The following is a 20400-nucleotide window of genomic DNA, read 5'->3' as shown; positions in this document are numbered from 1 at the left end:
GGTGCCAAGGCAATTTCTATTAGGAGACGGTAATGTCATACAGTGGCGAACGAGATCAATTTGCACCTAGCATGGCTTTGGTGCCAATGGTGGTGGAACAGACTTCACGCGGGGAGCGTTCTTACGATATCTATTCCCGCCTGCTGAAAGAGCGCATCATTTTTCTGACCGGCCAGGTCGAAGACCACATGGCTAACCTGATTGTGGCGCAAATGCTGTTCCTGGAAGCGGAAAGCCCGGAAAAAGACATTTTCCTCTATATCAATTCCCCGGGTGGCGTGATTACCGCAGGCATGTCAATCTATGACACCATGCAGTTCATCAAGCCGGACGTCAGCACCATTTGTATGGGCCAGGCGTGCTCGATGGGGGCCTTCCTGCTGACGGCGGGGACAAAAGGTAAACGTTTCTGCCTGCCGAACTCCCGCGTGATGATTCACCAACCGTTGGGTGGGTTCCAGGGCCAGGCGACCGATATTGAAATTCACGCGCGGGAAATTCTGAAAGTGAAGGCGCGCATGAATGAACTGATGGCGCACCATTCCGGGCAGTCATTGGAACAGATCGAGCTTGATACCGAGCGAGATCGCTTTTTGTCTGCACAGGAGGCGGTAGAATACGGCCTGGTGGACAACGTGCTGACGCACCGTAGCTAACGTGGCTTAATCCAATGCGGGCCGATTGGCTACTATAATATTCAAAGCGGGTTTGGCCCGCTTTGTGTCAGCATCATCGGCGTTCTTGGTATAGGTTTGGGCGCACGGTTGCCGTAGTTTTCCTGCGGGACAAAGACTAAAGAAGAGGTTTGACTCATGACAGATAAGCGCAAAGACGGTTCGGGAAAGCTGCTGTACTGCTCTTTCTGCGGCAAAAGCCAGCATGAAGTGCGTAAGCTCATTGCTGGGCCGTCGGTGTATATCTGCGATGAATGTGTTGATCTGTGTAACGACATTATTCGCGAAGAGATAAAAGAAGTTGCCCCGCATCGCGAGCGCAGCGCACTGCCAACCCCGCATGAAATCCGTGCGCACCTGGATGATTATGTTATCGGCCAGGAGCCGGCGAAAAAAGTGCTGGCGGTTGCGGTATACAACCATTACAAACGCCTGCGCAACGGCGATACCAGCAACGGCATCGAGTTGGGCAAGAGCAATATTCTGCTGATCGGGCCGACGGGGAGCGGTAAAACGCTGCTGGCGGAAACGCTGGCGCGCTTCCTGGATGTGCCGTTCACCATGGCGGATGCCACCACGCTGACCGAAGCAGGCTATGTCGGCGAAGACGTGGAAAACATCATCCAGAAGCTGCTGCAGAAATGTGATTATGATGTGCAGAAGGCGCAGCGTGGCATCGTCTACATCGATGAAATCGACAAGATTTCCCGTAAATCAGACAACCCGTCCATCACCCGCGACGTATCGGGCGAAGGCGTGCAGCAGGCGCTGTTGAAACTGATCGAGGGCACTATCGCCGCGGTGCCGCCGCAGGGCGGGCGTAAGCATCCGCAGCAGGAATTCCTGCAGGTTGATACCTCCAAGATCCTGTTTATTTGCGGCGGGGCGTTTGCCGGCCTGGACAAAGTCATCGGCCAGCGTGTCAACACCGGTTCCGGCATTGGCTTCGGCGCCACGGTGAAAGGCGAGTCGGAGAAAGCCAGCGAAGGCGAACTGCTGCTGCAGGCCGAGCCGGAAGATTTGATCAAGTTTGGTCTGATCCCTGAGTTCATCGGCCGTTTGCCGGTGGTGGCGACGCTGAGCGAACTGAGCGAAGACGCGCTGATCCAGATCCTGAAAGAGCCGAAAAATGCGCTGACCAAGCAGTACCAGGCATTGTTCAACCTGGAAGGGGTCGAGCTGGAGTTCCGTGACGAGGCGCTCAACGCCATCGCCAAGAAAGCCATGGCGCGCAAGACCGGTGCGCGTGGCCTGCGTTCCATCGTTGAAGGCGCGCTGCTGGACACCATGTATGATCTGCCGTCGATGGATGGTGTGGACAAAGTGGTGATTGACGAATCGGTGATTGCCGGCCAGTCTAAACCGCTGCTGATTTACGGCAAGCCTGAAGCGCAGGCATCAGGCGAATAATTAACCAGCCAAACCAGAAAGTTATCAGCAAAATGGGGGATTTTATCCCCCATTTCCTTTTCCACACATTCTTGCCGTTGAATGTAAGAGATTCATCCCCATATACTCATTAACCAGATTTTGTGAAACGTGATACCCAATAGATTTCAACGTGCAGCATGGCGGCGGCTAAGCGCTCATTCCAACCGCTTGGTTCACTGGGCAACGGAGGCGTGAAGGTAGCCAACGCCGTGACAACTTGAAAGATGAAGGGTATAGATGCTTACGTCTCATGAGATTCCCCTCAAACCTGGCGGAAATTAAACTAAGAGAGAGCTCTATGAACCCTGAGCGTTCCGAACGCATTGAAATCCCCGTTCTGCCCTTGCGCGACGTGGTGGTTTATCCGCACATGGTGATCCCGTTATTTGTTGGCCGGGAAAAATCAATTCGGTGCCTCGAAGCGGCAATGGATCACGATAAGAAGATCATGCTGGTGGCACAGAAAGAGGCCTCAACGGATGAACCTGGCATTAACGATCTGTTTTCTGTCGGTACTGTAGCGTCGATCCTACAGATGCTGAAGCTGCCTGACGGCACGGTAAAAGTGTTGGTCGAAGGCTTGCAGCGCGCGCGTATCACGACGCTTTCCGACAGTGGCGAGCACTTTGCCGCCCAGGCGGAATACCTTGAATCTCCGGCCATTGATGAACGCGAGCAGGAAGTGCTGGTGCGCACGGCCATTAATCAGTTTGAAGGCTATATCAAACTGAACAAGAAAATCCCGCCGGAAGTGCTGACGTCGCTCAACAGTATTGACGACGCCGCGCGCCTGGCCGACACCATTGCCGCGCATATGCCGCTGAAGCTCAGCGACAAGCAGTCGGTATTGGAAATGTCCGACATTACCGAACGCCTTGAATACCTGATGGCGATGATGGAGTCGGAAATCGATCTGCTGCAGGTTGAAAAACGCATCCGCAATCGCGTTAAAAAGCAGATGGAAAAAAGCCAGCGTGAGTACTATCTGAATGAGCAGATGAAGGCCATTCAGAAAGAGCTGGGCGAGATGGACGACGCGCCGGATGAGTATGAGGCGCTGAAGCGTAAGATCGAAGCGGCGAAAATGCCGAAAGACGCGCGTGAAAAAACCGAAGCGGAACTGCAGAAGCTGAAAATGATGTCGCCGATGTCGGCGGAAGCCACTGTGGTGCGCGGCTACATCGATTGGATGCTACAGGTGCCGTGGAATGCGCGCAGCAAGGTGAAAAAGGACCTGGTCAAGGCCCAGGAAGTGCTCGATACCGATCACTATGGCCTGGAGCGCGTTAAAGACCGTATCCTGGAATACCTGGCGGTGCAGAGCCGTGTCAGCAAAATCAAAGGGCCGATTCTGTGCCTGGTTGGGCCTCCGGGCGTGGGTAAAACCTCGCTGGGCCAGTCGATCGCCAAGGCGACCGGCCGCAAATACGTGCGTATGGCCTTGGGCGGCGTGCGTGATGAGGCAGAGATCCGTGGCCACCGCCGGACTTACATCGGTTCCATGCCGGGTAAGCTGATCCAGAAAATGGCGAAGGTTGGGGTGAAAAACCCACTGTTCCTGCTCGATGAAATCGACAAAATGTCGTCCGATATGCGTGGCGATCCGGCTTCCGCGCTGTTGGAAGTGTTGGATCCGGAACAGAACGTGGCGTTCAACGATCACTACCTGGAAGTGGATTACGATCTGTCCGACGTTATGTTCGTCGCCACCTCGAACTCGATGAACATTCCGGCGCCGCTGCTGGACCGTATGGAAGTGATCCGTCTTTCCGGTTATACCGAAGACGAAAAGCTGAATATCGCCAAGCAGCACCTGTTGCCGAAGCAGATCGAACGTAATGCGTTGAAAAAGGGCGAGCTGACCGTCGACGACAGCGCGATCATCGGCATCATCCGCTATTACACCCGTGAAGCCGGGGTGCGTAGCCTGGAACGTGAAATTTCCAAGCTGTGCCGTAAGGCGGTAAAAGCGCTGTTGATGGATAAGTCGCTCAAGCACATCGAAATCAACGGCGACAACCTGAAAGACTACCTGGGCGTGCAGCGCGTCGATTATGGCCGTGCGGACACTGAAAACCGCGTGGGCCAGGTCACGGGGCTGGCGTGGACGGAAGTGGGCGGCGATCTGCTGACCATCGAAACCGCTTGTGTGCCGGGCAAGGGTAAGCTGACCTACACCGGTTCCTTGGGCGAGGTGATGCAGGAGTCGATTCAGGCGGCGTTGACCGTGGTGCGCGCGCGCGCCGACAAACTGGGCATCAACGCAGATTTCTACGAGAAGCGTGATATCCACGTGCACGTGCCGGAAGGCGCGACGCCGAAAGACGGCCCGAGCGCCGGTATCGCCATGTGTACCGCGCTGGTCTCCTGTTTGACCGGCAACCCGGTGCGCGCCGATGTGGCGATGACCGGTGAGATCACGCTGCGTGGCCAGGTATTGCCGATCGGCGGTTTGAAGGAAAAACTGCTGGCGGCACACCGTGGCGGTATCAAAACCGTGCTGATTCCTTACGAGAACAAGCGCGATCTGGAAGAGATTCCGGATAACGTCATTGCCGATCTGGAGATCCATCCGGTTCAGAAAATCGACGAAGTTTTGAACATCGCGTTGCAAAATCCGGCCTTCGGCGCCCAGCCGGTAGCGGTAAAATAGTGATGGATCGCAAAAACCATCGATAAATCTTGCGCTGGTAAGCTATTTCGGACTTGCCAGCGTTTTTTTGTACCGCTAACTTAGGGGGCTGTCAGGCCACGTTATGCCACGCTGTGGCAGGTTATCCGGGCCTGACAGGTTTGAATAACAGCTGCGCTGTCGCAACCGTAGGGATTTTTCGGTGCGACGATAGAATTCTAGAGGGGATGGTAGAGTGAATAAGTCACAACTGATCGACAAAATTGCCGCAGATGCTGATATTTCGAAAGCGGCAGCTGGGCGTGCTTTAGATGCAATCATTGCATCCGTTACGGAATCCTTGAAGGAAGGGGATGACGTGGCTCTGGTAGGTTTCGGTTCATTTACCGTGCGTGAGCGTTCAGCCCGCACTGGCCGCAACCCACAAACCGGTAAAGAGATCAAAATCGCTGCGGCCAAAGTTCCGGCTTTCCGCGCAGGTAAAGCGTTGAAAGACGCCGTAAACTGATCGCCGCATCTACCGGTCGCGTCAGCGATTTCTTGACAAACAATCACCTGACGCAACGGAGTTGGTAAGGTAAGATATAAGGCGCATCGAAACGGTGCGCTTTTTTTATTTTTGTTGCAGGGAACGCGCCTGCGCAAGGGCTTTTAATCCACATCACAGCGGAGTGTTGTCACACTATGATGGACAATTTACGCGCGGCAGCTAATCACGTCGTGCTCAAAATCATTCTGGCCTTGATTATCGTGTCATTTGTTTTGACCGGCGTGGGCAACTACCTGATCGGTGGTTCCGGCGATTATGCAGCGAAAGTCAATGGTCAGGTGATCGAACGTGCTCAACTGGAGCAGGCTTTCCAGAGTGAACGCAGCCGCATGCAGCAGCAGTTGGGTGACCAGTTCTCTGCGCTGGCGGGTAACGAAGGCTACATGCAACAGATGCGTCGCCAGGTGCTGTCACAGTTGATTGACAACATGCTGTTGGATCAATACGCCAAAAAATTGGGCCTGAGCATCAGCGACGATCAGGTCAAGGACGCTATCCGTAAGGCCCCTTATTTCCAGACCAACGGCCAGTTCGATAATGCAAAATATCTCGATTTGATTAACCGGATGGGCTACAGCGCGGAAAACTTCGCGCAGTACATGCGCCAGCAACTGGTTAATCAGCAGGTCATTCAGGGCGTGGCGAATTCCGGCTTTATACTGCCTGCCGAATCCCAGGCCATGGCTGAGTTGGTGCTGCAGGAGCGCGACGTGCGGCTGGCAACGCTGGATCTGCAAGCGTTAATCGCCAAACAAACGGCCAGCGATGATGAACTGAGCGCCTACTACGATCAGCACAAGAACAGCTTTATCGCGCCTGAGCAGGTGAAAGTCAGCTATATCCCGATGGATGCAGCGGCAATGCAGGATAAACAGACCGTAACCGATGCGGAAATCGCCGCCTACTACGATCAGCATAAGAGCAGCTATGGCCAGCCTGAGCGCAAAAACTACAGCGTCATTCAGGTGAAAACCGAAGACGAAGCAAAAGCGCTCCTGGAGCAGCTGAAGGGCGGCGCTGATTTTGCCGCGCTGGCGAAAGAGAAATCCACCGACATCATCTCCAGCCGCAACGGCGGCGAATTGGGTTGGTTGGAGCCGGAAACCACGGCGGATGAGCTTAAGCAGGCTAACCTGACGGAGAAAGGGCAGCTTTCGGGCGTGGTGGCCTCTTCCGTTGGCTACCTGATTGTACGCCTCAATGATATTCAGCCGGAGCAGATCAAGCCGTTGAGCGAAGTGCGTGACGCCATCGCACAACAGGTGAAGCAGGAAAAAGCGGTGGATGCCTACTACGCGCTGCAGCAGAAGGTCAGCGAAGCGGCCACCAGCGATAATGAATCCCTGGCCTCCGCGGAAGAAGCCGCTGGGGAAAAAGCAGTTGAAACCGGCTGGTTCACGCGCGACAACGTGCCGGCGGCGTTGAACTTCAAACAGCTGACCCAGGCGATTTTCGACGGTTCGCTGATCGGTGAAAACGGCGCGCCAGGCAGCAATTCCGATGTGATTAACGTTGAAGGTGATCGCGCATTTGTGGTCCGCGTTACCGGCCACAAGCCTGAAGGGATTGAGCCGTTCGATAACGTGAAGGACAAGGTCGCCGAACTGGTAAAACGCAGCAAAGCGGAGCAGGAAGCCAAACTGCAGGGTGAAAAACTGCTGGTTGAACTGAAGCAAGGCAAAGGCGATGAGGCAATGAAAGCCGCCGGCCTGAGCTTCGGCAGTGTGCAGAAGATGGCGCGTGCGCCGGAAGACAGCCCGCTGGTGGAAAGCGTGTTCGCTCTGCCGCACCCGCAAGAGGGCAAACCGGTTTATGGTATGTCGCAGGATCGCCAGGACAATGTGGTGCTGATTGCACTGGATGCGGTGAAACCGGGCGCCCTGCCAGAAAACGAAATGAAAACCTTTGCTGAGAAAATGCAAGAAAGTGCCACCGGCGTGACCTTTGACTCGCTGCTGGCTAACTTGCGCACCGAAGCCAAGATTAAGATGGGTTCTGCGGAGCAATCGCCGCAATAATTCCCGCATTTCTTTGCAACGCAATGTAATAACCAAAGGCCGCTTTCGCGGTCTTTTCCACATCTGGCGTCTGCCTCTTGTTGCCCATCCGCCGCTGCGGCAAGGTAGCCATGCTGTTAAACACAAGGAGGATACAGCATGCAACCGAGTGAAAGAAAAGCGGCACACCGCCCGCGTATTAGCCTGAAGGCCCTGTTTGCCGCCCTGCTGCTTAGCGTGTTCAGCGTGCCGGCCAGCGCGCAGGATAACGCGCCGGATCGGCCAGCGGCGCAACATGAGGCGGCGGTCGGCGCTGCAGAAGAGGGGGCTCTGGTGAGTATCAATACGGCGGGCGCCGAGCAATTTGCCAGCGTGCTGAAGGGGGTTGGGCTGAAAAAAGCCGAAACCATTGTGCGCTACCGTGAACAGAACGGCCCATTTACGGCGATAGAACAATTACAGGAGGTGCCAGGGATCGGCCCGGCGTTATTTGAGCGCAACCGTGCCCGTTTGAAACTGTGATCGCGATCGCGGCTGTATGGCAAGCTGCCTTGGCAGCCGCGTTCTTTTGCTACATTTTACAGGTCGTACCTGTTTCGTTCTGCCGGTGCCGCCAGGCGGCGCCCAATTGCCTTATCCTCAACTGGAGTGGCTTCTGGCTATGCAAACCTCTATCAAAGTTCGCGGGTATCATCTTGATGTCTATCAGCACGTGAATAACGCACGCTATCTGGAGTTCCTGGAAGAAGCACGCTGGGCGTGGCTGGATGAACTGGCGGCGTTTCAGTGGCTGGCGGCCAACAACGTTGCTTTTATTGTGGTGAACATCAATATCAACTATCGCAAACCGGCGCTATTGGGCGATACCCTGCTGATCGATAGCCAGCTTGAGCAACTGAACGGTAAAAGCGGGGTGTTGAGCCAATGCATCACCCGGCCGCCGGAAGGGGAGCGGGTGGCGGATGCGCTGTTGACCTTTGTGTGTGGATCTGCGCACCCAGCGGGCGTTACCCATAGAAGGGGAACTGCGCGAGCACCTGTTGGCGCTCACGCAGAAAAGCACCCGGGCGTAGCGCCCATGGTGCCGGTTCTGTTGGCTCAGGCCAGCCCGGTTTTTTGCTTCAGGCTCGCCAGCACGGCCGTCTGGTTTTCCTGATATTGTTTTAGCCCATTGGCGCGCAGGTTACAGGCGGCGCATTCGCCACAGCCATCGCCCTGAATGCCGTTATAACAGGTCAGAGTTTCCTGGCGCACGAGCGCCAACTGGTGGTAATAATCGGCCAGCGCCCAGGTTTCCGCTTTGTTCAGCCACATCAGCGGCGTTTCAAAACGAATATCGCGCGCAATACCCAGCACCACGGCGTGGTTGAGCGCCTTAACGAACGCGTCACGGCAGTCGGGGTAGCCGGAAAAATCAGTTTCGCATACGCCGGTGATCACCGCTTCGGCTTCAACCTGGTATGCGTAAATGGCCGCCAGCGTCAGGAACAGGATATTACGGCCCGGCACAAAGGTGCTCGGCAGCGCATCGGGTTGCTCGCTACCGTAGGCCGGCACGGGAATATTGTCGCGGGTCAGGCTGCTGATAGCCAACTCATTGAGCAGGTTCACGTCCAGCACTTTGTGCGCCTTGGCGCCCAGTTGGTGGGCGAGCTGCTGAGCAACTTCGATCTCGGCTCGGTGGCGCTGGCCGTAATCGAAGGTGATGCAGTGAACCTCATCATAGTGTTGTAGTGCCTGGATTAAGCAAGTCGTGGAGTCTTGTCCACCGCTGAAAACGACGACAGCACGTTTCATTCAGTTAACCTTATTTGGTTGGGCCCCTCCCGATGCACATTCGGGCGGCCGGGTTAGAAAATGGCGGCTGTTATGGTAGCAGATGTGCCCTTGCCCTGCATGCCTGGCTGCTCCTGCTGCTATGTGCCCGGCGGTGGCAGCCACGCCTGGCTGAAGTCAAACCAGCCGTAGGCGGTCAGCGTGACGCCGTGAATATGCGGCGGGGCGTTCACTTGGTACTGGTAGTTGAAAAGCGGCGTGATGATAGCCGTTGCCATCAGGTGCTGAAAGTAGGCCTGTAACTGGTGAAAACGCGCTGTTGGCTCGGGCTGCTGCTGAATGCGGCGCAATGTTTGCCGTTGGTGGCGCCAGCGTGCCGCGGGCAGGATGCTGCGCCAGAGCACATCCTGCTGCAGCCAGCTTTCCAGCGATGCTTCCGGCACTTCGCCGATAAGCCGATCGGCCAGCAGTAGATCGGCCTGTGCCACCTGTTCTTCGCTTTGCCAGCGCTTGCCGGTGAAGTAGTGGATCTCAAGGGTGCAGCCGTGCTGGGCCAATAGGCGCTGGAGAGCCAGAGTGACCCCCTCCAGTTCCATCGGCGGGCGGTAAAGCAGCACCAGCCTGCGCGGCAACGCGACCGTTTCATCCGCAATGTGCCGTGGGATTTGCCAACCGGGCAGCATTTCCTGGCAAGGAGTAATCACCCCGTTGGGAATGGGCAGGTTATTAAGCAGGCCGGATTGCTGGATTAGCATCAGCAGTTTTTTGCCCTGGGCTTCGCTCAGGGTAGCGCGCTGCAGGTTGAGCGCCAGGTAACACCAGCCAGGGCTCAGGCTGCGCTGCACCGGGCGGGCCTGCGCCTGATCCTCCTGCTGGCCAATGGTGATCCTTACCGGGTAATGGCAATTGGCGCCGCCGGGTTGCTCGGGGGTGATCCAGTATTCGATGCGTTCCAGATACGGGTGTTGCAAATGATAGAACGGGTGCTGCTCCAGCCGTATCAGATGCGGTTCATTCAGGGCCAGTTTGAATGGCCCTGCGCCCAGCGTCGGGTCTTGCGGGTGGGGGATCAGGCAGGGATATTCCGCCAGGCGGTGCGCCAACCAGTAGTCCGGCGTGTGTAAATCAAACTGCAGGCACAGCGCGTGGGGCAGGGTAATCGCCGCCACGCTGTGCAAATTGGCCCGGCTGCGTGGGTGATGGCGCAGTTTTTCCAGCGTTTGCAGCAGTTGTTGGCCTGTCAGATTCTCGCCGTTATGCCAGCGCAACTGGCTGCGCAAGAAAAAACGCCAGCGCAGGCCATCGCGATCGATTTGCCAATGGTGCGCCAGATCCGGCACCGGTTCGGGGTTGCCGGTAGTAAACCGCGTTAAGCCGGCAAACAGTGTCGAGACCAAGTGTTGTTCCGCGCGGCCGGTCAGGGTGAGCGGATCAAGCGCTTCCAGCCTGCGATAATAGGGGATGCGCAGCGTTGGGCTGCCCGCCTGCCACTGCCCACCAAGATAGGGGCTGAGCAAATCCTGCAGGTGTTGCGGCGCCAACTGCGCCATCATCAGGGCGCCCTGGTGGTCGCCGGTTTGCAGCAGCCGTTGCAAGTGGCCGGCGCGTAGCTCATCTGGGGTTTTCAGGCACTGTAGCTGCGCACGTTTGCCGCGCCCGGCCTGGGCCTGCCAGCTAAGCCAGCCTTGCGCTTGCAACTGTTGCACCAGGGTTCGGGCATGGCGTTCACTGCAATAAAGTATCGCCGCCACGTTGCTGACGGTCACGCTGGCCGGGGTGGTGCCGAATTGTTGAAACAGGCGTTGATATTGGCAGAGACGGTGCACCAGGCGCATAGTGAAATCCGGAAGGCTTTTGGAAAATTGTTCACTATTACTTCCGCAAATACCATCTCATACTGCAGTGATTGTAATCCTGCTCACACTTCTTAAGAGATGGCTCTATGTATCGTTTAACGGCTTTTGATATGGATGGCACTTTGCTGACGCCGGCGCACCGCGTGGGGGCTGAAACCCTGGCCGTGTTGAACCGGTTGATCGAACGTGGCGTTGTTCTGGCCTTCGCTACCGGGCGGCACTATCTGGATGCGCGTTCGATCATGGTGCAGCTTGGCCTGAAGGGGTATTTGATAACCGGTAACGGCACGCGGGTATATGACAGCGACGGCTGGCAGTTGCATGCAACCGATCTGGCCGCCGATGTGGCGGAAGAACTGCTGCATAGCGACTGGGGAAGCCAAACCAGTATGCACGTATTCCGTGACGAAGGCTGGTTAACCGGCCATGCGGTGCCCGGGATGCTGGAAGCGCACCATTTGAGCGGTTTTTGCTATCAGTTGGTGGATTTGCGCCGTCTACCGGCTTTCGGCAACAGTAAGGTTTGCTTCTGCGGGCCGCATGAGGCGTTAATTTCGCTGCAGGGCCGGCTGTTACAGCATTTTGGCGCCAGGATTGACGTCTGTTTTTCGGCTTATGATTGCCTGGATGTGTTGCCGCACGGCTGCAACAAAGGCACGGCCCTGGCGCGCCTGACGGAGCACCTTGGGCTGCGGCTGGCAGACTGCATGGCGTTTGGCGATGCCATGAATGACAAAGAGATGCTGGCCGCGGTCGGCTGCGGCCTAGTGATGGGGAATGCATTGCCACAGCTCAAGGCGCAGCTGCCGCAGCTACAGGTTATCGGCCACTGTGAACATCAGGCGGTCGCCCATTATTTGCAGCATTGGCTGAGCGCATCTGGCTCCCCTTATACCCCCGTATGACGGAGCCCATTCCGGCCAGCCGGGTTCGCTCGCCCGGCTTTTTTATCTCAACTTATTAAGCTGTTAAGTTAAGTGATTACAGCGCTCGGAGCTGTGTCAGATAAGGCTCTACGTCCCCGATGTGGCTATTGACCCACTGCGGATTATAGTAGGTGTCCAGATAACGCTCCCCGCTGTCGCATAGCAGGGTGACGATCGCCCCCTGTTCGCCACGGGAACGCATTTGCTGCGCTAACTGCAATGCCCCCCAAACGTTGGTGCCGGTAGAGCCGCCGGCCTTGCGCCCCAGCACCTCGGCTAGCCAGTAAAGCGTCGCAATGCTGGCGGCATCCGGCACCCGCAGCATGTCATCGATTACTGAGGGGATGAACGACGGTTCCGCCCGCGGGCGGCCGATACCTTCAATCCGGCTGCCGCAGTTGGCGGTCAGGGAACGATCGCCACGATGGTAACAGTCATAAAATACCGAGTTTTCCGGATCCACAATGGTGAGCCGGGTACCATGCCCCTTATAGCGAATATAGCGCCCCAGCGTGGCGGAGGTGCCGCCGGTGCCTGCGCTCATGACAATGTGTTTGGGCACCGGGAAAGGTTCGTGCGCCATTTGGCGGAAAATACTGTCGGCGATATTGTTGTTTCCGCGCCAGTCGGTGGCTCGCTCTGCGTAGGTGAATTGATCCATGTAATGGCCATTGAGCGTTTTGGCCAATTCTTCCGAGGCGGCATAAATTTGTGCGGAATTATCGACAAAATGGCAGCGCCCGCCATAGAACGCGATCTGTTCCACTTTACGGCGCGCGGTGGACGAGGGCATCACGGCGATAAACGGCAAGCCGATCAGCCGGGCGAAATAGGCTTCGGATACTGCGGTACTGCCGGAGGAAGCCTCGATAATTGTGGTGTTTTCCGTGATCCAGCCGTTGCACAGGCTATAAAGGAACAGCGAACGTGCTAACCGGTGTTTCAGGCTGCCGGTGGGGTGCGTGCTTTCATCCTTGAGGTACAGGTAAATGCCGGGGAAGTTCGGCAGGTTCAGGCGGATCAGGTGTGTATCGGCTGAGCGTTGGAAATCCGCTTCTATTTCGCCGATCGCATATTTTACCCACGCGTTTGTCATCATCAGGCCTCAGAATAGGGGAGATTATGTGGGCTAGCATAGCGTTTCCATCAGGGAAAAAAGTTGCCATTTAGCCTACGTATTTGGCTAAATGGAGAAAATTTTTCTCCGGAGTGACGTTATGTTGGATAAAACAGACCGTAAGTTGTTAAACCTGCTGCAACAGGATTGCACTCAGCCGCTGCAAGCGCTGGCCGATGCGGTGCACCTGACGTCGACCCCCTGCTGGAAACGGTTAAAGCGCTTGGAAGATGAGGGATACATCCGCAAGCGTGTGGCGCTGCTGGACAGCGACAAACTGGGCCTTGGGCTAACGGCGTTTGTTTTGATTAAAACTCAGCAGCACAGCAGTGACTGGTATCAGGCGTTTGTGCAGTTCACCCGACAGATGCCCGAAGTCCTGGCGTTTTATCGCATGGCCGGGGAATACGATTATCTGATGCAGGTGGAAGTGGCCGATATGAAGAGCTACGACAATTTTTACAAGCGCCTGGTGAATGGCGTGCCGGGGTTGATTGATGTGACTTCAAGCTTTGCTATGGAAAAAATCAAATACACTACCGCACTGCCGTTGTCGGAGTGAAAAGTTCAACAAACAGGCCGGTTAACAATGGTATTCTACTGCGCTAAAACATTGGGGCTTCTACGCGCTGCGGCGAGATGGGCAGGTAACCCTCGGCAAGATGTCAGATGTACCGCGGCCGGGCGCCGTTCACCGAATTAAAGGAACTAACCTATTATTTTCTGGAATAAAACTGCGTGAGATTATTTGCTCAAATCGGCTGGTACTTCCGCCGTGAATGGCACCGCTACCTGGGGGCAGTGGCGCTACTGATCATCATCGCTATGCTGCAACTGCTGCCGCCCAAACTGGTGGGCATCATCGTCGATGGCATTACGCAAAAGCAGATGTCCACCGGCATGCTGATGGCATGGCTGGGGCTAATGTTAGGCACAGCGATTGTGGTTTACCTGCTGCGTTATGTATGGCGGGTGCTGTTGTTCGGCGCAGCTTATCAACTGGCGGTTGAACTGCGCGAGCGCCTTTATCAACAGCTTAGCCGCCAGAATCCTTCTTTCTACCTGCGCCACCGCACCGGAGATCTGATGGCGCGCGCCACCAATGATGTGGATCGCGTGGTTTTTGCCGCCGGTGAGGGCGTGTTGACGCTGGTGGATTCGCTGGTCATGGGGCTGGCGGTGTTGGTGGTGATGAGTACGCAAATCAGCTGGCAACTGACCCTGCTGGCGCTGATCCCTATGCCGGTGATGGCGATTATCATCAAATATTATGGTGATCAACTGCACCAGCGCTTTAAATCCGCCCAAGCGGCGTTCTCCAGCCTGAACGATCAGGCGCAGGAGAGCATGACCAGTATCCGCATGATCAAAGCATTCGGCCTGGAGGATCGCCAGTCGAGCCAGTTTGCCGAAGTGGCGGCGCAAACCGGCGCCAAGAACATGCAGGTGGCGCGGATAGACGCCAGGTTCGATCCCACCATTTACAGCGCCATCGGCGCGGCCAATCTGCTGGCGGTGGGCGGCGGTAGCTGGATGGTGGTGCAGGGTATGCTGACACTGGGCCAGTTGACCAGCTTTGTGATGTATCTTGGCCTGATGATTTGGCCGATGTTGGCTCTGGCCTGGATGTTCAATATCGTCGAGCGCGGTAGCGCTGCCTATAGCCGAATTCGCAGCCTGTTGGACGATGCGCCGGTGGTCAAGGACGGCGAACAGGCGCTGCCCGCTGGGCGCGGCGTTCTGGCGGTGGACATCCGTGCCTTCCACTATCCGCAAAATTCGCGCCCGGCGCTGCATGATGTGGCGCTGAATCTGGCGCCCGGGCAAATGTTGGGGCTGTGCGGCCCCACCGGATCGGGGAAAACCACCTTGCTGGCGTTGATCCAGCGCCAGTTTGATATCGATGACGGCCAGATCTGCTACAACGGCCTGCCGCTGACGCAGCTTAAATTGGATGCATGGCGCTCTCGCCTGTCGGTAGTGAGCCAAACGCCGTTCCTGTTTTCTGACAGCGTGGCGAACAATATCGCTCTGGGTAAGCCGGGGGCCTCGCAGCAGGAAATCGAACAGGCGGCGCGCCTGGCCAGAGTGCATGACGATATCCTGCGCCTGCCGCAGGGGTATGAAACCGAAGTGGGCGAGCGCGGGGTGATGCTTTCCGGCGGGCAAAAGCAGCGTATTTCAATTGCCCGCGCGCTGCTGCTGGACGCTGAAATTTTAATTCTGGATGATGCGCTTTCCGCCGTTGATGGCCGCACTGAGCACCAGATCCTGCACAATTTGCGCAGTTGGGGGAAAAACCGTACGGTCATCATCAGTGCTCACCGCCTCTCGGCGCTGACGGAAGCCAGCGAGATCCTAGTGATGCAGCATGGCACGGTGGTACAGCGCGATGTGCATAGCGAGTTGGCGGCCCAGCCCGGCTGGTATCGCGATATGTACCGTTACCAGCAGTTGGAAGCGGCGCTGGATGATGTTGCCGACATCGTGGAAGAAAAGGTAGCGAATGAATAATGTGCAAAAGCAGTGGCCGACGCTGAAACGGCTGCTGTCCTACGGAGCGCCATACCGTAAAATGCTGGGGCTGGCGGTGGTGATGCTATGGATTGCCGCGGCGGCTGAAGTCGCCGGGCCGATCCTGGTCAGCTATTTTATTGATAGCTATGTATCCAAAGGAAATCTGCCGGTGATGATCACCGCCGGGCTGGCGGTGGCTTATGTGTTGCTGGAGCTGCTGGCGGCGGCGTTGCACTACTTTCAGGCCATATTGTTCAACCGGGCGGCGGTCGGCGTGGTGCAGCGTTTGCGTACCGAAGTGATGGACGCGGCCTTGCGCCAGCCGCTGAGCGCCTTTGATACCCAGCCGGTGGGGCAGTTGATCTCGCGCGTGACTAATGACACTGAAGTCATCAAGGATCTGTATGTCACGGTCGTCTCCACCGTGCTGAAAAGCGCGGCGTTGATCGGCGCGATGTTGGTAGCGATGTTTGGCCTTAACTGGCGGATGGCGCTGGTGGCGATCTGCATTTTCCCGGCGGTGATCGTAGTGATGTGGGTATACCAATACTACAGCACACCGATTGTCCGCCGGGTGCGCCACTATCTGGCTGATATCAACAATGGCTTCAACGAAGTGATTAACGGCATGAGCGTTATCCAGCAGTTTCGTCAACAAGCTCGCTTCAGTGAGAAAATGAACAACGCCAGCCGCGCGCATTATTTCGCGCGTATGCAGACATTGCGCCTTGACGGCTTTCTGCTACGGCCGCTGCTCAGCCTGTTTTCCGCCATGGTGCTTTGCGGCCTGCTGATGCTGTTCAGCCTGGGGGGGCAAGGCACGATCGGCGTGGGGGTGCTGTATGCCTTTATCAGTTACCTTGGGCGCTTGAACGAGCCGTTGATCGCGCTGACGTCGCAACAATCCATGCTGCAGCAGGCGGTGGTTGCCGGTGAACGCATCTTTGAATTGATGGATCGCCGCCAGCAGAGCTATGGCGCTGACGATCGGCCGTTGGCCAGCGGCAGTATCGAAGTCGCCAACGTCAGCTTTGCCTACCGTCACGATAAGCCGGTTTTGCAGCATATCTCGCTGCGGGTACCTTCCCGCGGCTTTGTGGCGCTGGTGGGCCACACCGGCAGTGGTAAAAGCACGCTGGCGAATTTGCTGATGGGCTACTATCCGGTCAATGAGGGCGAGGTGCGGCTGGATGGCCGGCCGTTGCCCAGCCTGTCGCACCGGGCGCTGCGCCAAAGCGTGGCCATGGTGCAGCAGGATCCGGTAGTAATCGCTGATTCTGTGCTGGCCAACGTCACGCTGGGGCGCGATATCAGCGAGGCGGCGGTCTGGCAGGCGCTGGAAACCGTGCAACTGGCCGAGTTGGTGCGCGGTTTTCCACAGGGCATCCATACTTGCCTGGGGGAGCAGGGGAATAACCTGTCGGTCGGGCAGAAGCAGTTGTTGGCTATGGCGCGTGTTCTGGTGCAGGCGCCGCAGATCCTGATCCTCGACGAAGCCACCGCCAATATTGATTCCGGCACGGAGCAGACGATTCAGCGCGCCCTGGGCCTGATTCGCGAACAGACGACGCTGGTCGTGATTGCTCACCGCCTATCGACCATTGTGGATGCGGATGCCATTCTGGTATTGCACCACGGCCACGCAGTTGAGCAGGGGACGCACCAGCAACTGCTGGCGCAACGAGGCCGCTACTATCAGATGTATCAATTGCAATTGGTGGGGGATGAATTGGCCGCCGCCATGCAGGAAGGCTCCCCGCCTGCATAGCGGCTTATGCCGTATTGGCCCGTCGTCACTTCCGGTTCGCACCTGTCAGCGCGATTTCCTCTCCTGCCGGAGAGGAAATCAATGCCGCGCCTGGCCGCGCGGCGCCCCGTAAAAATGCCCACGCACCACGATCAAGCATTCTCCTCCTTAAACGCCCCGGCATGCGCTTTTTTGGCACACTATGCACTATTGTGGTGCGCATTAGTGGATCTTTGCAGGCAGCGGCCAACAGCGCACACGCCCTGTAGTGCCTTTGGCTGCGTCTCCAACGGTTAATTCGCTGAAATTCTGCGCAAAATTATTTGTGGCATAACCTTTGCTTTAATACCCCCGTACAAGGGTGAGTTTGAGCTTAATTCGTGGAGGGGGCAATATGAAGCTGGTTACCGTGGTGATAAAGCCATTCAAACTGGAGGACGTGCGTGAAGCCCTATCCTCTGTGGGTATTCAAGGGCTGACCGTAACCGAAGTGAAAGGGTTTGGTCGCCAGAAGGGGCATGCTGAGCTTTATCGTGGAGCCGAATACAGCGTCAACTTCTTACCTAAAGTTAAAATTGATATCGCAATCGCCGACGATCAGTTGGATGAAGTTATTGATGTTATTAGTAAGGCGGCCTACACCGGTAAGATTGGTGACGGCAAAATTTTCGTTGCCGAATTGCAACGTGTTATTCGTATTCGCACAGGCGAAACAGACGAAGCAGCTCTGTAAATCACAGGCTCAGTTAAGTAAATGGGGATGGATTGATAATGAAAAAACTTTTATCCATGTTGGGCCTGGGTACGCTGACTATGGCTCCTTCTTTGGCCATGGCGGCTCCGGCAGTGGCAGATACTGGTGATAACGCGTTTATGATGATTTGCACCGCTTTGGTGCTGTTCATGACTATGCCTGGCATTGCGCTGTTCTACGGCGGTTTGCTGCGTTCTAAAAACATATTGTCTATGCTGACTCAGGTCGCCGTGACATTTGCGATGATCTGTGTGCTCTGGGTACTGTATGGCTACAGCCTGGCGTTCAGCGAAGGCAATGCGTTCTTCGGCGGCTTTCAAACGGCGCTGCTGAAAGGTATCGGGGTGGAAAGCCTGACCGGCACCTTTAGCCAAATGGTTCACGTTGCGTTCCAATGCTCCTTTGCGTGCATTACCGTGGCGCTGGTGATTGGTGCGTTTGCTGAACGTATCCGTTTCTCCGCGGTGCTGATTTTCGCTGCGATCTGGTTCACCATTTCCTATCTGCCGATCGCCCACATGGTGTGGGGCGGTGGTTACCTGGCTGCAGACGGCGCGCTGGACTTTGCCGGCGGCACCGTGGTGCACATCAATGCGGCAAGTGCTGGCCTGATTGGCGCTTACCTGTTGGGTAAACGTGCCGGGTTTGGTAAGGAAGCGTTCAAACCGCATAACCTGCCAATGGTATTCACCGGTGCAACTATCCTGTACATCGGTTGGTTCGGCTTTAACGCCGGTTCTGCCAGCGCCGCGAACGGTATTGCCGCTCTGGCGTTCCTGAACACGGTTATCGCAACCGCTGGGGCAATCTTGTCCTGGACCTTTGCGGAATGGGTTCTGCGTGGTAAGCCTTCACTGCTGGGCGCAAGCTCCGGTTGTATCGCTGGCCTGGTTGCGATTACGCCGGCGGCGGGTACCGTGGGTGTTGGCGGTGCGTTGATTATCGGCCTGGTGGGCGGCATTGCCGGCCTGTGGGGTGTGGTAACGCTGAAGAAATGGCTGAAAGTGGATGATACCTGCGACGTGTTTGGTGTGCACGGCGTGTGCGGTATCGTTGGCTGCATCCTGACCGGCGTGTTTACCGCTTCTTCTCTGGGCGGCACCGGCTACGCAGAAGGCGTGACCATGGGCCATCAGGTGTGGGTGCAGCTGGTTAGCGTAGTGATTACCTTGGTATGGTCAAGCGTGGCCGCGTTCATCGCCTTCAAGGTTGCGGGTGCTATCGTTGGCCTGCGTGTACCGGAAGATCAGGAACGCGAAGGCTTGGATCTCAACAGCCATGGTGAGAGCGCCTACAACGAATAAACATTGAAGATGGGCAGTGCGCTGAATATTTAATAAAAAAATATAACGATAAAAAAGGGCGATGGTGACATCGCCCTTTTGCTTTTTTATTCTCCTGAATGGCGGCGGATAACGCCCTCCTGCACCGTACTGGCGACCAAAATGCCGTCGCGGGTATAGAACTGGCCGCGCACAAAGCCGCGCGCGCCGGAGGCCGAAGGGCTTTCTACCGCATACAACAGCCAGTCATCCAGCCGGAAAGGGCGATGGAACCACATCGAGTGATCGATGGTGGCAACCTGCATGCCGGGTTCAAGGAAGCCATGCCCGTGGGGTTGGAGCGCGGTCGGCAAAAAGTTGAAGTCAGACGCATAGCCCAGCAGGTACTGGTGGGTGCGCAGATCGTCCGGCATGCTGCCGTTGGCGCGGAACCAAACGTAGCGGTGAGGTTCTTCCACGCTGCCCTGCAGCGGGTTATGAAATTTAACCGGGCGCATTTCAATCGGTTTTTGGCAGGTGAACTTATCGCGGATCGCTTCCGGCAGCAGGTGAGCGACTTTCTGCGCGATCTCGGATTCCGACATTAGCGTTTCCGGGGGCGGCACATCCGGCATGGTGTTTTGGTGCTCAAAGCCGCTTTCCTGGCTCTGGAACGACGCCGTCATGTAGAAGATCGGCTTGCCGTTTTGAATCGCGCTGACCCGGCGTGCGCTGAAGCTGTTGCCATCGCGCAGGTTTTCCACATCGTAGACAATCGCTTTGCTGCTATCGCCGGGGCGCAGGAAATAGCTATGAAATGAGTGCACCAAGCGTTCCGCCGGCACCGTTTGTTTGGCGGCATACAGCGCCTGGCCGACAACCTGGCCGCCGAACACCTGGCGCAGGCCCAGGTCTTCACTTTGGCCGCGGAACAGCCCTTCTTCTATTTTCTCCAGATCGAGCAGATCGAGGAGGCTTTTCAATGCCTGGCTCATGCATTCATCCTTTATTTCTAGTCTCTGGCGCAGTGCGCGCAAGTGGGTGGCAGCACGTCAATATACCGCGTTGCGTAGCAAAAGTGCGTGTGTTTAATTACCCGTTTAATCAGCGGGTTGTATGATTAACAATCGATATTCCGTGTGTTATTAGGATAATGTGCTA

General features: G+C 56.4%; 16 protein-coding genes and 1 pseudogene. 13 read left to right on the top strand and 4 right to left on the bottom strand.

Annotated elements, in window-relative coordinates; all coding sequences use genetic code 11:
• Positions 1-32: 32 nt before the first annotated feature.
• From clpP to AC559G_RS24450, 7 genes and pseudogenes are all read left to right on the top strand, one after another.
• Positions 33-656, top strand: coding sequence for an ATP-dependent Clp endopeptidase proteolytic subunit ClpP (gene clpP / locus AC559G_RS24480; RefSeq protein ID WP_095845603.1), 624 nt, complete (start codon positions 33-35; stop codon positions 654-656).
• Positions 657-812: 156 nt separating this feature from the next.
• Positions 813-2084, top strand: a complete 1272-nt coding sequence (gene clpX / locus AC559G_RS24475; RefSeq protein ID WP_438599900.1) for an ATP-dependent protease ATP-binding subunit ClpX — start codon at positions 813-815, stop codon at positions 2082-2084.
• A 319-nt stretch (positions 2085-2403) separates the two neighbouring features.
• The gene (lon, locus tag AC559G_RS24470; RefSeq protein WP_279023040.1) at positions 2404-4758 is read left to right on the top strand and encodes an endopeptidase La; all 2355 of its coding nucleotides are present in this window, start codon (positions 2404-2406) and stop codon (positions 4756-4758) included.
• A gap of 214 nt (positions 4759-4972) precedes the next feature.
• Positions 4973-5245, top strand: a complete 273-nt coding sequence (hupB, locus tag AC559G_RS24465) for a nucleoid-associated protein HU-beta (RefSeq protein ID WP_095845600.1) — start codon at positions 4973-4975, stop codon at positions 5243-5245.
• A gap of 176 nt (positions 5246-5421) precedes the next feature.
• Entirely contained in the window at positions 5422-7305 is a 1884-nt protein-coding gene (gene ppiD, locus AC559G_RS24460) for a peptidylprolyl isomerase (RefSeq protein WP_498915257.1), read from the top strand.
• 138 nt (positions 7306-7443) lie between these two features.
• On the top strand, positions 7444-7806 hold the full coding sequence (locus tag AC559G_RS24455) for a ComEA family DNA-binding protein (protein ID WP_438599898.1): 363 nt from the start codon (positions 7444-7446) through the stop codon (positions 7804-7806).
• A gap of 139 nt (positions 7807-7945) precedes the next feature.
• A pseudogene (locus AC559G_RS24450) lies at positions 7946-8357 on the top strand (YbgC/FadM family acyl-CoA thioesterase).
• Positions 8358-8382: 25 nt separating this feature from the next.
• Here AC559G_RS24450 and queC read toward each other — a convergent pair.
• Both queC and AC559G_RS24440 read right to left on the bottom strand, forming a co-directional pair.
• On the bottom strand, positions 8383-9081 hold the full coding sequence (gene queC / locus AC559G_RS24445) for a 7-cyano-7-deazaguanine synthase (RefSeq protein ID WP_498915255.1): 699 nt from the start codon (positions 9079-9081) through the stop codon (positions 8383-8385).
• A gap of 119 nt (positions 9082-9200) precedes the next feature.
• Positions 9201-10895, bottom strand: a complete 1695-nt coding sequence (locus tag AC559G_RS24440) for an SgrR family transcriptional regulator (RefSeq protein ID WP_498915253.1) — start codon at positions 10893-10895, stop codon at positions 9201-9203.
• A gap of 107 nt (positions 10896-11002) precedes the next feature.
• Here AC559G_RS24440 and cof point away from each other — a divergent pair, with 107 nt between their 5' ends.
• Positions 11003-11821, top strand: a complete 819-nt coding sequence (cof, locus tag AC559G_RS24435) for an HMP-PP phosphatase (protein WP_498915251.1) — start codon at positions 11003-11005, stop codon at positions 11819-11821.
• Positions 11822-11897: 76 nt separating this feature from the next.
• On the opposite strand, the gene AC559G_RS24430 is transcribed toward cof, so the two are convergent.
• Positions 11898-12938, bottom strand: a complete 1041-nt coding sequence (locus tag AC559G_RS24430; RefSeq protein WP_498915324.1) for a PLP-dependent cysteine synthase family protein — start codon at positions 12936-12938, stop codon at positions 11898-11900.
• A 121-nt stretch (positions 12939-13059) separates the two neighbouring features.
• Here AC559G_RS24430 and AC559G_RS24425 point away from each other — a divergent pair, with 121 nt between their 5' ends.
• The 5 genes from AC559G_RS24425 to amtB all read left to right on the top strand — a co-directional run bounded on the left by AC559G_RS24425 (position 13060) and on the right by amtB (position 19281).
• Positions 13060-13521, top strand: a complete 462-nt coding sequence (locus AC559G_RS24425; RefSeq protein WP_438599893.1) for an Lrp/AsnC family transcriptional regulator — start codon at positions 13060-13062, stop codon at positions 13519-13521.
• Between the two features lie 176 nt (positions 13522-13697).
• Positions 13698-15473: a multidrug ABC transporter permease/ATP-binding protein gene (locus AC559G_RS24420; protein WP_498915249.1), complete on the top strand. Its 1776-nt coding sequence runs from the start codon at positions 13698-13700 to the stop codon at positions 15471-15473.
• Positions 15466-17244 carry a multidrug ABC transporter permease/ATP-binding protein gene (locus tag AC559G_RS24415; protein WP_498915247.1) on the top strand — a complete coding sequence of 593 codons (1779 nt, stop codon included), beginning with the start codon at positions 15466-15468 and terminating at the stop codon, positions 17242-17244. The genes AC559G_RS24420 and AC559G_RS24415 overlap by 8 nt, the downstream gene beginning before the upstream one ends.
• Positions 17245-17617: 373 nt before the next feature.
• On the top strand, positions 17618-17956 hold the full coding sequence (glnK, locus tag AC559G_RS24410) for a P-II family nitrogen regulator (protein WP_002208627.1): 339 nt from the start codon (positions 17618-17620) through the stop codon (positions 17954-17956).
• A 38-nt stretch (positions 17957-17994) separates the two neighbouring features.
• Positions 17995-19281, top strand: a complete 1287-nt coding sequence (amtB, locus tag AC559G_RS24405; RefSeq protein ID WP_438599889.1) for an ammonium transporter AmtB — start codon at positions 17995-17997, stop codon at positions 19279-19281.
• A gap of 86 nt (positions 19282-19367) precedes the next feature.
• Here amtB and tesB read toward each other — a convergent pair whose 3' ends face one another.
• On the bottom strand, positions 19368-20234 hold the full coding sequence (gene tesB, locus AC559G_RS24400; RefSeq protein WP_498915245.1) for an acyl-CoA thioesterase II: 867 nt from the start codon (positions 20232-20234) through the stop codon (positions 19368-19370).
• Between the last annotated feature and the right edge of the window lie 166 nt (positions 20235-20400).

This window comes from Gibbsiella greigii, from assembly GCF_039540155.1.
GTDB classification, from domain to species: Bacteria; Pseudomonadota; Gammaproteobacteria; order Enterobacterales; family Enterobacteriaceae; genus Gibbsiella; species Gibbsiella quercinecans.
This window is presented reverse-complemented; position numbering and strand designations above follow the sequence as displayed.